10 protein-coding genes are annotated in these 14952 nt (G+C 52.1%); 7 read left to right on the top strand and 3 right to left on the bottom strand.

All coding sequences use genetic code 11. The annotated features are described in order from the left end of the window. Positions 1 to 70: 70 nt before the first annotated feature. Positions 71 to 2383, bottom strand: a complete 2313-nt coding sequence (locus FPL14_RS15550; protein WP_182298353.1) for an esterase-like activity of phytase family protein — start codon at positions 2381 to 2383, stop codon at positions 71 to 73. Positions 2384 to 3383: 1000 nt separating this feature from the next. On the opposite strand from FPL14_RS15550, the gene FPL14_RS15555 reads away from it, so the two are divergent. Continuing rightward, the gene (locus FPL14_RS15555) at positions 3384 to 5153 is read left to right on the top strand and encodes a copper amine oxidase N-terminal domain-containing protein (protein WP_182298355.1); all 1770 of its coding nucleotides are present in this window, start codon (positions 3384 to 3386) and stop codon (positions 5151 to 5153) included. Beyond that, entirely contained in the window at positions 5126 to 6784 is a 1659-nt protein-coding gene (locus FPL14_RS15560) for a hypothetical protein (protein ID WP_182298357.1), read from the top strand. Before FPL14_RS15555 ends, FPL14_RS15560 begins: the two co-directional genes overlap by 28 nt. A gap of 73 nt (positions 6785 to 6857) precedes the next feature. Here the strand turns inward: FPL14_RS15560 and FPL14_RS15565 are convergent, their stop codons facing one another. Further along, complete coding sequence (locus FPL14_RS15565) at positions 6858 to 7454, bottom strand: TetR/AcrR family transcriptional regulator (protein WP_182298358.1); 597 nt, start codon at positions 7452 to 7454, stop codon at positions 6858 to 6860. A 90-nt stretch (positions 7455 to 7544) separates the two neighbouring features. On the opposite strand from FPL14_RS15565, the gene FPL14_RS15570 reads away from it, so the two are divergent. From FPL14_RS15570 to FPL14_RS15590, 5 genes are all read left to right on the top strand, one after another. Next, positions 7545 to 8099, top strand: coding sequence for a hypothetical protein (locus FPL14_RS15570; protein WP_182298360.1), 555 nt, complete (start codon positions 7545 to 7547; stop codon positions 8097 to 8099). An 82-nt stretch (positions 8100 to 8181) separates the two neighbouring features. After that, positions 8182 to 8403 carry a hypothetical protein gene (locus tag FPL14_RS15575; protein ID WP_182298362.1) on the top strand — a complete coding sequence of 74 codons (222 nt, stop codon included), beginning with the start codon at positions 8182 to 8184 and terminating at the stop codon, positions 8401 to 8403. Between the two features lie 244 nt (positions 8404 to 8647). Beyond that, entirely contained in the window at positions 8648 to 8962 is a 315-nt protein-coding gene (locus FPL14_RS15580; RefSeq protein WP_229263524.1) for a ribosomal maturation YjgA family protein, read from the top strand. Continuing rightward, complete coding sequence (locus FPL14_RS15585) at positions 8963 to 9766, top strand: serine hydrolase domain-containing protein (protein WP_182298367.1); 804 nt, start codon at positions 8963 to 8965, stop codon at positions 9764 to 9766. A 41-nt stretch (positions 9767 to 9807) separates the two neighbouring features. Continuing rightward, positions 9808 to 9999 carry a hypothetical protein gene (locus tag FPL14_RS15590; RefSeq protein ID WP_182298369.1) on the top strand — a complete coding sequence of 64 codons (192 nt, stop codon included), beginning with the start codon at positions 9808 to 9810 and terminating at the stop codon, positions 9997 to 9999. 200 nt (positions 10000 to 10199) lie between these two features. Here FPL14_RS15590 and FPL14_RS15595 read toward each other — a convergent pair whose 3' ends face one another. Continuing rightward, positions 10200 to 14888, bottom strand: coding sequence for a glycosyl hydrolase (locus FPL14_RS15595; protein ID WP_182298371.1), 4689 nt, complete (start codon positions 14886 to 14888; stop codon positions 10200 to 10202). Positions 14889 to 14952: the final 64 nt, after the last annotated feature.

Consider the following 14952-nt stretch of genomic DNA (forward strand, 5'->3'; position numbering starts at 1 on the left):
TTGCCCTGAGTCATTAAAATGACTATTGGACAGCCCCTATTCTTAGTTGAGGTAGATTCCAGGACATTTATTATTTGTTAATATCCTTCAAATTAGCTACCGCGTACAGGCCGGACAAGTGAACTCCGCCGTCGTTGTCGACTGCCGCCCACACTTTGCCGTTAGGCGTAACCGTAAGGCCTTCGAGTTTCTCGAACGGTGCGATCGTCGAAGTGAGGTCTAGAACTTTCTTTTTCTTAATAACCGAACCGGCAACTACGGATTTCTCTTCCGTAAGGCCGACGAAAGGCTTGAGATCTTTCAGGGAGAAAGTGTAGACCGCTTTAAGCTTGGCGGCGCCGCCGATCAATTTATCCCTTTCGATGACGGCATACTTGTCTTTGCCTAGGTTAACGATTTCGGACAAACCGATCCAATCGCCTTTCGTATCCGTTTGCTCCAGCGGGTACAAGAAGAAGTCCCAAGCGTTCGTTTGCAGGTCATAGCGAGCGATGCGGGCGTAGTTTACTCCGCCGACTTTGGCATCCTTCGCGTATTCGCGCTGGATCGGTGCGATCAGGTAACGACCGTCCGAAGAGAGGGTAACGCCCTCGAAGCCGTTGTTGCGGATGACTCCGCCGTCGGCCGAATCGATTTCCGCAGGCAAGGCGATTTTGCGAAGAACTTTGCCTTGGCTATCTACTTGAATTAATAGATTGGCCATATATTCCTTGTCTTTGAACAGGGCATTGCCTTCGCTTGCCAACCAGAAGCCCGGTTGCTTGCCTTTGGCGATGGAAGTGTCGACGACGATACCTTCCATGTCGATATTAGCGAGTTTTCCGTTTTCCTTAATCGATACGTGATGAGAGAGCTTCGCTTCCCCGCCCTTCAGGTCGAGCTTGTAAATGTACGGCTGCATAGCTACGTCCGGAACTGCATAGAGCACGTTGCTATTCTTGGCATCGGCAGCCAATCCGGACAATGCGGCCCAAGAGACTCCCGGCTTAGCCGAGATCGTCGGGTTGTTGGCAGGCGCTTGGTACAAGCCGGAGACGCCTTCGAAGATCGTAATCGTGCCGGTCGTTTCGTCGGACGTCAGGAACAGGTTTTTTTGCGGCAGAGCGAGCAAGCCTTCGGGGCGAGTGCCCGTCGGAAGCAGTTGAATGAAAGCCGGCGAAGCGGGTTTCGTAATATCGTACAGAGCGACGAACGATCCGCGCTCAGAGCCGACGAACGCGAATTCTTTTTTGCCGAACACGGCCGTTTCCACGCCTTCTACTTCGATCCCTTTCGCTTCCGAACGGGAATCCGCGTAATAGCCGTATTCGGCCGCTTTGCTCTCAAGCGATCCTTTGTCGGACCAGAGCAGCTTACCCGAAGGGCTCCATACGCTCCAGCCTCGTCCGCCCGTGTAATCCAATTCGCCTTCGTCCGCCGTATATAGCGTCGTGCCTGCCGCATTCCATGCGATGGCGTCCGACATTCTCGCGCCGGCGTTCTCTTCTTTGCTTACGTCTTCCGGATACGAACCGGTGAACGAAACTTTGCCGTCTTCGGTCAGATCGGCTTTCTGCTTGACGGGTTTGCCCGACGAGAACAGGCTCGTGATTGTGGAGCTTTTCAGATCGATGACCGCAACTCCATTGTTCTCCTGAAGCGTAACCGCAGCTTTGCCGTTGCGGATGTCGACGAATTCCGGTTGCGGATCTTCGGGATAGAGGAGCCCCTTCGCTTTCAGCTGCGCGGAATCGAATTTAATGTCCGTAACTTTGGATTTGCCGAGATCGGAATTGTTGACGTTGACGATCTGAACGTATCCCGGTCCGCTGATGTCCCCGTCCAGTCCGGGCTTCTCTTCGTCCGTTCTTGCGCCTTTATCGTCAACGTAGAGAGGTTCGTTCTCGATGGCGATGACCGCGACATACTGACCGTTAAGCGTCGTCAGCGCTATGGAATCGGGATGATTGCCGATGGCAAGCTCGCTTTTGATTTTCAATGTTGTCGTATCTATCGCGATCAGCTTGCCCGGCTTGATCTCGGGGACTTCGCCGATGGCGCGCTTGGAAGCGATGACGACCGCCAGAGCCGTCTTGCCGTCCGGGGTTACGGCGATGCTCGTCGGCTCTCCGCCGACTTCGATTGCCTTCAAATGCTTAGGTTTGGCAGGATTGGCGAGATCCAAAACCCCGATGCTGCCGAGCCCCGCGCTCGTATAGAATAACCGGTTGCCGTCCGGAGTCGCGGAAATAATCTCGGCGATTCCTCCCCCAGGCACCGCGAAGGTGCTGAGCGGACGGAAAGAATCGACTTGCTTCGTTTTGGAAGCAGCAAAGCTGCCCGCCGAGAATACTGTTGAAGCAACTAGCGAGATCGATAACGCGGCGACGAGTTGTTTTCTCATGAATCTGCATTCCTCCAGTAATAGAATAACCCTAGTATCCGCTATGAATGTTATGCGCGTGTAAATCAATAGGGTTAGTTTTGTTAATTGGGGGAGTTCGAACCATTAAGTTACCGAAGCAATAGCATTATGCCATCGCTCTATTGATCTCTTCCAAATGGAAAATTCAGAAATAGCGTTACGCCATCACCTTATGGGTGTCATGAAGACGTGAGTTCGGTCGTTTCGGGGAAATAGCGTTATGCCATCGCTCTATTCACTCCAAGCATCGAAAGTCGAGGCGAATAGCGTTATCCGACAACCTAAACATAGGGAATGTATCGAGAATAAGAGTAGTCTTTTCCTGATTATGTAGTATAGTTTGAGTGTTGTTTCCCTTCTCTAGTGGAATCAGCCAACTATAACGGAAGATGGAGTGTCCATGAAAAATAGATTGCAAAAACGTTTGCTTAGCTTAGCGTTCGGAGAACTGACGGCGGCGATCGCGTTCTCGTACCTGTATCTCGTTTTGGATCTTGGTACGTTAAGCATGATTTCATTAGTTTCGCTAAATTTCGTGCTGGTTCAAGGAAGTATTTATTGGTTTATAAAGCATAGCGCTATAGCGAGAAACAACCGTTCGGGTAATTCCGCTCACGCCGTCTTCCGCGTCTTCAAACCTCTCAATCTACTTCTGACCGTTGCGTTCCCCGCGGCCTTATTGTTCCGAATGAACGAGTATCGCACGCCGGATCTAATAGCGGGCTGCTCGTTCTATCTCTTCTTTATCATTGAATACATCAATTACTATGTTTTCAGGCTAAGTTACGGGAGATCGGGGTTTAATCTTAAGCATTTATTCGCAAATGGGTTAAAGCGTTCTAGTTTATATAAATTCAGAAATCGATCGTCAAAATGATTTTGTTTTTCGAGAAACATTTAGTCTCATTGCAGCGTCTTATTATCGAATCCAATAATTTCAAACGCACGGAATTACAGGAACAATCCGGGGAGGTACATTATGCGTAAATTTTTATCCGTATTAGCTGCATTAGCATTACTATTTTCAGTTGTTCAACTGCCTGAAGCGAAAGCTGCTTCCGCAATAAAAATCGTCATCGACGGTCAAGAACTGGTGACCGACCAAGCTCCCGTCATCGTCAACGGGGGCTATACGATGGTGCCTCTGCGGGGGATATTCGAAGCTTTAGGCGCGCGTGTTCAATGGAATCAGAAAGCCCAAACCGTTACCGGGATCAAGGGCGATACGACGATCGTACTGAAATTGGGAGCGAAGACGGCAACGATCAACGACAAAACCGTCACTCTGGATGCTCCCGCTCGATCTATCCATGGCAGAACGATGGTGCCGATTCGTTTCGTCAGCGAATCGCTAGGGGACGATGTCGCCTGGAACAAAAATACTCAAAGCGTATTGATCACGACGAAATCGGTCAAAGAAGTCGGCGCCGCGACTTCGGTAACCGTATCTACCGTTTCGCAATTCGGAGATGGCAGGGATTTGCAGGTGAGCTTCACTCCGCCTTCGGATCAAACGAACGTGGACAGCTATCGGGTGTTGGTCGTTAAAGCGGAGAACGCAGCTTCGTTTAACCTCGCTAAAGCGCAAATCGTAGGATCGGCGAACTATACGTCCTTGTCCAAGTATAACCCGACCCAGAAGACGACCCTTAGCGCTTCGAGCAGAGACGTCGACGGCGCCGTGCTTCGCAAGAATCAGGCATACAAGGTATTCGTTCTGACCGTCGGCAACGGCACGTATGCCCTATCCGCTTCTTCCGTATCGATCAGTCTGAGCAGCAGTCCGACGGTAAACGCCGCGACGAACGTGAAGATCGAAGACGTAGGCGATTACGGCGATGGCCGGGATTTGCAGGTGAATTTCACTAAGGCGGCAAATGAGAGCAACATCACGGGTTACCGGGTCATGATCGTAAAGAGCTCGCTTGCTTCCAATTTCGATCTGGCCGCCGCGAACGGGATGTCCAGCTCTTATTACACTACAGTCTCCAAGAACAGCAGCGTAAGCACGATGAGCGTGACTTTGAATTCCTCATCCAGAGATACTTCGGGAGATTCGATCAGAGCCGGCGTAGCTTATACTGCGTTCGTTCTGTCGCTTAGCAGTAATACCGGAACGTTAGCGCATGGGCTATCCGCGGGTTCGGCGTCGGTTACGCTTGGAACGTCGCCTCAAATTCCGATGATTACTAGCGTGGAAGACGTAGATAACAACAGTGACGGCCGCGATCTGAGAGTCAGCTTTAACAAAGCGACGGATGAAACGCGTATCGGAGCTTATCGCGTATTCGTCGTAAGAGATTACGATTACGGCAGCTTTAACCTGACCGAGGCCAACAAGCTATCCTCGCAATATTATTACGATGTAGGTCGTACGGGAAACAGTAATTATAGCGTGACCCTGCCATCGAGCATGAGAGACGTGAAGGGTCAGTTTATTCAGAACGGGGTTGCCTATCGAATATTCGTAATGGGGGTTTCTGTAAACAGCAATTCTTATCCGAATACATTATCGGGTCCTTCCCAGACCATTAGTCTAATAGACACCGGCGTGACTGCCGTTTCGTACGTGTCGGTTAGCGACGTCGCGGATAGCAACAGCGGCAAGATCTTCAAGTGTTCTTCCCGAAAGTGTACAATGAGGCGAAAATTAGCGAGTATCGGATATTCGTTGTCAGGGAAGCAAGTGCAAGTATATTCACTTTGTCCATGGCGACCGGCATGCCGACTTCCAATTACACGACAGTAAGCAAGACCGGTACCGATATTACGAAGGTACTTTCCAGCAGTACTCGGGATACAAGCGGCATTGTCCTTCAGAACGGAGTTAGCTACAAGGTATTCGTTATGGCGGTTGGCATTAACGGAGGATCTGCCGGCACGAATTCGTTATCCAACGCTTCATCGGCGATCACGCTAGCCAATACCGGAGTCATTCCGATGGCTACGAACGTTAACGTGCTCGATGCGGGAGATTATAACGACAGCCGCGATCTGCGGGTTTCCTTTACGAAAGCCTCCAACGAGAACAATATCGCGAATTACCGGGTGTTCGTTGTAAGGAACGAATACGCGAATAACTTCAATCTTGCCGCGGCAAACGCCATTCAGAATGCTTCGTACTACACGAATATAACGAAGAAGGGAACGGATATTAGCGAGCAGCTTCCGGCGGGAGCACTCGATATCTACGGCCTTCCGATTCAGAACGGCGTAAGTTACAAGGTATTCGTGATGTCGGTCGGCTTCGGAGTGTCGTATGGGTCGAATGCGTTGTCCGCTCCTTCGGCAGCCATCACTTTGTCGTCGGGGAATAGCATTCTGCCGCCAACTATCGTTAGCGTTACCGATGTCGCCGACTATAACGAGGGTCAAGATATCCGCGTTATCTTCAATAAGGCCGCAAACGAAACGAATATCGATTATTACCGGGTTTTTGTAGTCAGAGAAGCGAATGCGGGCGCGTTTACCCTTGCAACCGCAAACGCGATTACGGATCCTAGGTTATACAGGGTCGTGCCCAAAGGCAGCGGTCAAACCGTCGAGGCCCAACTCTACGGCTTGATGGACACTCTTGGGCAACCGATTCAGAATGGAGTCGCTTATCGGGTGTTCGTTATGTCCACTGGCGGCGGAGCTTCATTCGGCACGAATGCATTATCCTATCCATCCGCTTCGATTACGTTGTCGAACGGTAACGTGCCTGCTGCCACGAATGTCGTCATTTCCAACAACGGGCAGAATTTACAAGTCGCATTCAACAAAGCTACGGACGAGAATCTTATTATGTTCTACCGTATCCTCTTAGTTAGGGATTCTCAAGCTGCGGGCTATAATCTGGCTTTGGCCAATACGGCTGCTAATTTTACGGTAGTAAACAAGACCGGAGCCAACATTAACACAACGATAGCGCCAACTGTTGATGCATACGGAGTGCCGATTCAGACTGGGGCGAGCTATAGTGTATTCGTGCTCTCGGTAGGGGTCAACGGTACGAATTCGCTGTCCGGGCAATCCAACTGGCTCTCGCTTTCTTCGCAAGTACCCGAGGCGTACGGCGTGTATGCTTATCAGAACGGATTGACTAATAGCGTGACGGCCGGTTTTGCCAAACCTGCCGATGAGACTAACATTAATTATTATGTGGTATTCGTAGTGCCTGAAGGAACTGCCGTGACGGAAGCTACAGCAAGCTACTATGCCACAACGGGCACAATAGTTGGAAAGGGTCAGAGCTATGCTGCGACCGTTAGTACCAGCTTAGGCACACCATTGGCATACAATGTTCCTTATAAAGCTTATGTTTTAACCTTCGGAATGAATTCAAGCTCTTATAAATTGTCTCAACCTAGCGGGGCATTTACGATTAGATCGCAGTAAATAGCTCGTTCATTCACCGATTATATGAATGCCGAAAGGCCGGGTCCCGCTAAGGGTTCCCGGCCTTTCCTACTTATTGCTTTAGTAACACGTTATCTAAATGATAAGAGATTGTGCTCATTAGCTCGTCTCTCGTCAGGAGATCCCGAAACGTAGTGTGATGGACGACTAGGCCGTCGATTAAGGCGTGAAGCCTTCTCGTCTCCAGATCGGCATCGATGCCGTCCCTCGTCAACCGATGGCGAATCAGTTGCTCGATGGTCCTGCGGAACCCTGTATACAACTCTTGATGAACCTCTAGGCTCAAGGACCGAATAGCGGCGTTGGATACCGCTTTGCCGGCGAATGCCAGCCAGATTTCGGATTCAGCAAGGCGCAACTCGTCGAGAGGCACAAGCTCGGCAATGACGAGCATCATGTCGTGACGGGGATCGCCGGTGAAGGGAAGCTTAACGATACGTTCGTTGACTCTGCTGGACAGAAGCCGCATGGAGAAGGCGATAAGCTCGTCTTGGCTATCGAAATAATGCCGAAGCGATCCGAGGGAGACCCCGGCTTCCTCCGCGACCCGGCGAACGGATACATGATCAAGCCCGTCCCGGCGTATGATTCTCCAAGCGGCTTCTGCTATTTTTTCTTTTCGGTCGTTGTGATCTACGATTTTTGGCATGATTTTATTATATCACGATTGCGTTTTAATACAACTGTGCTATAATAACGGTATCTTAAATAATACAGTTGTTCTAAAAAGGAAGTGAACGTGATTACCGTATTTATTATTGGCTGCGAAATCGCATTCTGGGTATTCGTTCTGGCCGGGTTAGCGTCTCGGTATATTTTGCGCCGGAAGAAGTTGGGGGCCGTATTGCTCTATTGCACGCCGGTTATCGATTTAGTTCTCCTTATCGCCACGGTAATCGATCTGCGGGGCGGCGCGGAAGCGAACGCCGCGCATGGCCTAGCGGCCGTATATATTGGGGCCTCGATAGCCTACGGCCATTCTATGATCAGGTGGGCCGACGTTCGTTTCGCGCATCGGTACGCCGGAGGTCCGGCTCCTCAGAAGAAGGCAAAATTCGGCGTTGAGCACGCAAGGAACGAGCGAAAAGGGTGGTATCTGCATGCGTTAGCGTGGATCATCGGATGCGGCATTTTGTACGGTATGATTGCGATGGTGAACGCGGATGACAGGACGGAAGGGCTGCTCCAAGTCATTCGGATCTGGTCGCTCGTTCTGGCGATCGATTTCCTCATTAGCTTCAGTTATACGCTCTGGCCGAAATCGCAAAAAAATACATCAAGTGAGAAATTTTAACAATAACTTTACCGATTCGACATTCTTTTCTGACGTTAGGCCCGTACAATGAGACCATTAGAACCTAATAGGAGATGGTAGCATGCTGGGTCTGTTGGAAAGACCGACGGAAAGCGTTCAGTTCGATCTTCGTAATCCGCTCGCGATCGTCGAACTGGAGATGTCCATTAGAAACCGCCGCGTATTAGACGAGCGCGTGAGCCCCCTCGAGTCCGGTTGCCGAACCGAGCTTAAGGCGTTACAAGCGGAACTGGACCAACTTCTCGCGGAACTGTCCCAATCGCTTAAGATCGGCAGACCATAACGGGATGTAGTATCGCTAAGATCGAAATACGAACGGCATTTGGCTGATAACTTCCGCGCGCACGGGAAGCCTTTCGGCTTTTTTTGTGCTTTTATTGAACGCTGTGCCGCATAGATGTGATAGCCTAGTCTTAAGGAGCGGCTAGCTAACGCGCAGCGCTCAAAGGAGATGAGTTCCTATAAAGGCCAGAATAATTTATGCCGTCGCTATCGTCATCGCAGTCATCTTAGGGATGGGCTCGCGAGTGTATGCCGAATCGCTGCCGGATTTTATTGCCAGTCATTTCGGCGACGCCTTGTGGGCCGCTATGGTTTATTTTGGGGTTCGCATGCTATTCGTAAACAAGAGCCTTTATTGGGCGATGATTGCCAGCCTGATCTTCTGCTTCGCAATCGAATTCAGCCAGTTGTACCAAGCGAGTTGGATAAACGGGATCAGAAACACGCTAGTTGGCGGTCTAGTATTGGGAAAAGGATTCGTGGCTGCGGATTTAGTAAGATACAGCGTCGGAGTTCTGATTTCATTAGGGATAGACAAAATATTACGGAGGGTTGCTTAGATGCTGGAGAAACGGGAGACCGCTGCATTCGATTCGCTTAAGTCGTACGTAGAACGAATAAACGCGCTCAATGGGGGCACATCGAGTTCATTATTCGTTATTCAGAATCGGGCAATCGTTGCCGAGCACTACAGCGGAACTCATTCGGACGAAGCGGGAGCACGGGCTACGGGCTGCGATTCCCAGTATAACGTAGCATCCGTGCGGAAAAGTTATATCGGGTTCGCTGCGGCGTGGGCGCTGAATGAGGGAGCTATTCGTTCCTTCGACGATCCTATTTTGGAATATATGCCGTTAGTTCAGGAAGATAGAGAACTGTTGATCGGAGTCACGATCCGCCATTTGCTCACGCATACTCATGGTTTGGTCCGAGACGAGAGCGGGCGACTAGTTCGCGCTTTTTCGCCGGGCAACAAGTGGGACTACAATAATGAAGGTATTCAGCTGTTAACCGATATTCTAACGGAAGCATTAAATACGACGGTGGCCGAATTGTTGGCGTCCAAGGTCTTTCGTCCGCTTGGATGGCGGGAGACGGGCTGGCGCAGCGAGTATTCGGAAGAGCTGGTGCTCGTCATGCAGGAAGGTCGTGCTTCGCTGCCGCTTAACCCGCGCGTTGACGGAAGCAGGGAGAATCTGTTCGTATCGGCGCGCGAGCTCGCCTATTGGGGCTATTTGCATTTGAACGGCGGGAAAATAGCGGGACGCACGCATGTGCCGGAACAAGTGATCCGAAATGCGACGACTGTCCAGACGCAGGGACAACTGCCGCCGGATCAACCCGGAACGGTTGCCTGTGGTTGATTAAGGAGGGGAAATCGGCGGAGTGTCTAATAGGAGATCATGTGCCTCAGGGTTCCTATGAAATCGTCGGTTTCTATGGACCGCTTGTATTGGTCGTTCCTCGGCTTGATTTGGTCGTCGTGAGAATGGCGAATACGCACGGGAATTATGAAGACGATAACGGCTCCTATATCCATTACTTGAAAGAGTTTAGCGATTTGGCCTTAGAAGCGGCCTCGTTAAATAAGGGCTGACGGGGCGCTTCGGGACGTTTTCGATTATGCAAGGCGTATGGAGATTTCCACTAATTTGTTTGAGAGTGAGCAAGGAGGAACGCCGAAGGGTGATGCCTCAATCTATTTACGTACAGATCGTCTAAAGCCGCTAGGAAAAAGTAGAAGGGCAAAGGCCGCGAATCTTCTTACGAAGATCTCACGGCCTTTGTGTCATACGCTTACTGTTGGGTCACGTCGTCGAGATACACGGTTGCGGTTCCGGTCGAGTCGGCCGGCGTCAGCACCTGTATGCCGAGGGCCTTCACTTTGTCCTTGTCGGTAACGCCGGACAGATCGAACGTTACCGTATTGAAATCCGTTCCGGCGCAGGCGATCTCGCCGGAGTCGAACCAGCTCCATCCGTCGCCGGATTGCACGAACAGCTTGAGCTTAACTCCGCTTCCCAAGCTCCCCGCAGCTCCGGGAACGATCTTGACCTTTGCGGTCACCGCGGTTGCGGTGCCGAGATCGAGCGCGTTCGCGTGGCGAAGCTGGAATTGGCCTCCGCCGAGATCGAAATCGGCTTTCAAAGAATGCGTACCTTTCGCCGCCTCGGCTGCGGTGGTTTCCAGACCGGCAGCATGAGCCGTGTTATAGGCGCCGTTGCTATCGTTATTGATTGCCCAATTGTCGGCCGAGGTTTCGAAGTCGAAGCTCATTCCGGCAGGTTGCGCCGCCGTAACGTAGACGTCGTCAACGAAGGCGACCGCCGTTCCCGTGCCTCCGGCAACGGGCTCGATCTTCACTCCGATCGATTGGATGGTATCCAGATTGGCGATTCCTCCAAGAGGAATGGATAGGGTCGTAAAACCGTTGGAATCGACCGCAGCCGGGGTTCCGCTATCGTGCCATTCCCATGCCGATCCGACCTTGATGTAAAGACGCGCGTTTGCTTGACCTGAGGATAGCTTGACTTTAACGCTAATCGCGCTTGCCGCGGACAAGTCTAAGGCTGCAACCTTCGTGAATTCGAATCCGGTGCCCGCCAGGGAGAAGGTCGAGGCCATGGAATGCGTACCTTCCGCCGCGGCATCGGTCGTGATGGAAGGCGCCGTTGCGCTCGCTTCGTTCACTTCTACGTTCCAACCCGAAGTATCCGTCTCGAAACCGTATAGAGTGCCAGCGGGAGCCGGATTGCTGCCGGAGCCGCCACCGCCGTTAGGCACGCCGCCCGTACCGTCGTTAATCGCTTTAATGTCATCGAAGTACAAGGAGCTGGATAGCGTTGCGCCTCCTACCGAGTTAACGTAGATGGACATTTCCTGAACGTTCTTAAGGCTGACTTTGTTGATTTTCTTGCCTGCATTGCCCGTATCCCATGGGGCAACCGCGAATTCATTGAAGTGAAGGTTTACCCACCCCGGCGTAGCGGCGGCCAGCGACGGATAAGCCTCGAAGGAAACTCCGTCGACCTTCAGTTGAATGACGAGCTTCTGGTTCGATCCGTCCGGCGCGAGCCAGAACCTCAAGTGGTTGAAGCCGGACCAATCGACGCCGCCAAGCGATTTGGTTACGCCCGCGTATCCCGAACCGGCAAGCGTGTAATCGAGTTTCATCGCATAGTTGCCGCCGCTCTTGTGAGCCCCATCCAGCGTAACGGCGGTCGAATCTCCGCCGGCGTGAATGATTTTGGCTGCAAGGGCCGCATCGCTGCCTTGGTACGATTCGAAGTCGTCGACGAGCGCGGGATCCTGAGGCGCTTCGGCGTATACGCTGAACAATCGGATGTTGTCGACAAATATAGATCCATTATGGTTTAGTTCGCTGCCGACAAGGGAAAGGGCTAGTCCGGTGGCCGCCGACGATTTCGCGGGATCGTTCAGATCGATGACCGGAGAGTACTTGGCGTATGCGATACCGCCGATCGTCTCCGTCGGCAAGTCGGTAAGCTTCGTCACGGTCGTCGTCATGCCGTATTTCGTATCCCAATCTCCCGGCAGCATGGCGATTGCCCGTATGCTCGCATTAGCGCTTTTGCTTCCCGCGGTTAAAGGAATCCATGCGTCCAGCTTGACTCTCTTCACGTCGGCGATCGTCACCGTATCCGACAGATTGGAGAACTCCAGCTTCAGCTCCTGCCAAGTATCGGAATACACGGCATTGCTAACGCTTAGCTCTAGAGCTTTGTTGCCCCCAAGCTCGCCATGGGATAACGTTAATCCGATGGTGTCGGGATACGTTCCGTTGTTCTGAATTCCCGTGATATTCGAATCGAACGGGAAGGATTTCATTAAGATTTCGTCCACCTTCACGAATACGGTAACGGTTTGCTGCAGAACGGTGTTATCCGGTTTGTACACCTTCACCGTAATGTCGGCGGTTTTGCCGTTAAAGCGGGCTGCGGGCGACCAATCCGCCGTATAGAAGAACCGGTCTGCGTCAAGCGTCATCGGGATTTCCGCGCTCGACCCTTCGACCGAATACACGACCTTGACCGGATTGACGTTTAGCGCGCGTGCCCGAATAACCGTCGTCGCATCGCGAACCGTGCCGTTGTCCGTCGGAGAAACAACGTGCATCAGAGGTTGTTCATTGGCTGTCGTGGCCGGTTTGTTGTATACGCCTTTCACTTCGTTAAGGAAGCCGGTATAAGGATCATTGTAGTAATCGATAAAGTCGGGCAGCAGTTCATGATCGCCTAAACCATTCGGCGCATTGCGATAAGGCACGAACAGATTATTGCCCAGCCCGAAGTTCGCCCAAGTCTGCATATAGGCGATCCGTTTCGCGTCCGGATCGGACTTGATCGCTTGCAGCAGGCGAGTGAACCACTCGGTATCTGCGTTCCCTGTCGTCAACATCCCGGCAGGGCTATAGCCGAACTCGGAGAAGGTGGCGATCTTGCCTTTGCGATCCGCCAGCTTGGAGATCATCTTAAGGTCGGCGACAAGACCGGATAGGAAGCCGGCGGTTCCCGGCGTTTGCTGATTGTCGTATTGATCCATTCCTAGAACGTCCACGTAATCGTCGCCGGGGTAAGTGGTCATATAGGAGCTTTCGGATCCCCCGAACGTGCCGTTAGGAGAGAACGCGTACAGGAAATTGTGCACGCCTTTCTTATCCCGCAAATATTCGACCGTATATCGGAATATTTCTACGTACTGGCTAGTAGACGTCGTCTTGGCGCCCCACCAGAACCAGCCGCCGTTCTGTTCGTGGAACGGACGGAACAGGATCGGGATCAGCTTGCCGTTATCATCCTTGGCATTGTTGGCGAACAGGGCGATATTATCGAGATATTCGTTATACTCCGCATTCTTGTCGCCGCCCGGCAAAATATGCTCGACGACCGATCCCGTCGTATCGTTAAAGCTGCCTCCGGTTACGAAGTTCGGCATGTGGGCGCTGAGCGTAACGATCCCGCCGATCTTGTGAACGGCTTTTACCGATTCGATCAAGTTGGCTCGGCTTTGTTCGAGATTGCCCGCCACGCCCGGTTTTTCTTTTCCTTCGAGGCTGAGCGTATCCCAACCGAATACGGCAGGGAAATCTCCGACCGAGTTTTTGACTTCGGATTGGAGTCCGGTCGCCGCAGATGTTAGCGTGAGGCCTTCATCGGTCGCGTGCTGGTGACCGAACAGCAGCTGCTTGCCGCGAGTCTCGTTCAGGTAGAGGAATAACGATCGGGTATCCGCGGTAGCATTCGAGTCTACGAGGTTAATAACGGGAGTCGTTACGCCGCCGCCGCTACCATACCCGCCTCCGTATACGCCTCCGCCACCGGAGGAAGCGCCTCCGCCCAGCGCGGTAACTACGCCGTTCACGACGGAGTACTCGCCTTTCGCGACCGGTTTGCCGTTAACGATCGTATTCTCGTTAGTAACGATTAGTTTCTTGACGGACGCTCCCGCATGAAGAATGAGTTCCGATGTAGAGCTTAGCGTCAGATTTTCGACCGCCGCTCCCTGGCCAAGCTCGACGATCGAAGCGTTCTCGGTGACGATGCTGCCGACGGCCGATTGTCCGCTCAGAATCAGGTGGACTTTGCCGTCCGGGCGATTAACGACGATGACGGGCAACGAGGAATCCTTAACGGTGATCGAATTCTCTCCGCCGCCGTTCACGAAGGTCGTCCCTTTTACCGTGACATGATCCAGTGTCGCATCGCCGTCGCCTATTCCCGATGCAAGATACAAGTTTTTGGAGATTTCAGAATTGCGGAGCGTGACGTCGGATGCGTTAATGACGGCGTGTCCGATTACTTTGCCGTCCGAGTATTCGCCGCTCTTCCAGTAAAAAGCTCCGATAAGCTTGTCGACGAGGCTGACGACTTCTGCCCGTTTAATGAACCCGTTAGGGCCGAACGTGCCGTTAGCGTAGCCGCTAATGACTCCTTCCAGAGCATTGATGGCGTCTTTGGCATAACCGGCGATTTGACCGGCATCCTTGAATCCGCCCGCGAACGAGGCGTTCGCAGAGGCCTTAAGAGAGAAAGCCCTGGAAAGCAAAGTAACCGCATCCTGACGGGTAATCCGCTCCAGAGGTTTGGCTTCGTTGTTCGGGAATCCCGTGTAATATCCGGCTTCCTTGGCGATCAGGAGCGATTCCGCATACCACGCCTTTGCAGGAACGTCGCTAAACGACGTGGGGGACGACTTCTTAAATCCGAACAAACGGTTAACGACAGTGACGAATTCCGCTCGCGTCATCTCGCCGTTCGGTTGGAACGAACCGTCTTTCGTCCCCTTTAACACGCCATAAGAGTTCCATTTTTCGATTGCGGCTTGCGCCCAATGCCCTTGAATGTCAGAGACGTCATTTCCCGGCTTAGAGGAATCCGAACTAGCCCATGCCGCCGAAGTAAACGTGGAAACGACCATCGTTAAGACCAGGGCGAGGACAAGTCCGATTCGTAATTTCTTGTTCATTTCAACTCTCCTTATTATTGAATGCGTTTTCATAATATAGACTAACAAGTAATAACAAAAATCG

Origin of the sequence: Cohnella cholangitidis (genome assembly GCF_014107495.1) — a bacterium.
Taxonomy (GTDB): Bacteria; Bacillota; Bacilli; order Paenibacillales; family Paenibacillaceae; genus Cohnella; species Cohnella cholangitidis.

What these genes read in the sequence shown, in the direction of transcription:
- FPL14_RS15550 (WP_182298353.1), bottom strand. Translation starts at nt 2,383, where the DNA reads ATGAGAAAACAACTCGTCGCCGCGTTATCGATCTCGCTAGTTGCTTCA.
- FPL14_RS15555 (WP_182298355.1), top strand. Translation starts at nt 3,384, where the DNA reads ATGCGTAAATTTTTATCCGTATTAGCTGCATTAGCATTACTATTTTCA.
- FPL14_RS15560 (WP_182298357.1), top strand. Translation starts at nt 5,126, where the DNA reads ATGCCGACTTCCAATTACACGACAGTAAGCAAGACCGGTACCGATATT.
- FPL14_RS15565 (WP_182298358.1), bottom strand. Translation starts at nt 7,454, where the DNA reads ATGCCAAAAATCGTAGATCACAACGACCGAAAAGAAAAAATAGCAGAA.
- FPL14_RS15575 (WP_182298362.1), top strand. Translation starts at nt 8,182, where the DNA reads ATGCTGGGTCTGTTGGAAAGACCGACGGAAAGCGTTCAGTTCGATCTT.
- FPL14_RS15585 (WP_182298367.1), top strand. Translation starts at nt 8,963, where the DNA reads ATGCTGGAGAAACGGGAGACCGCTGCATTCGATTCGCTTAAGTCGTAC.
- FPL14_RS15595 (WP_182298371.1), bottom strand. Translation starts at nt 14,888, where the DNA reads ATGAACAAGAAATTACGAATCGGACTTGTCCTCGCCCTGGTCTTAACG.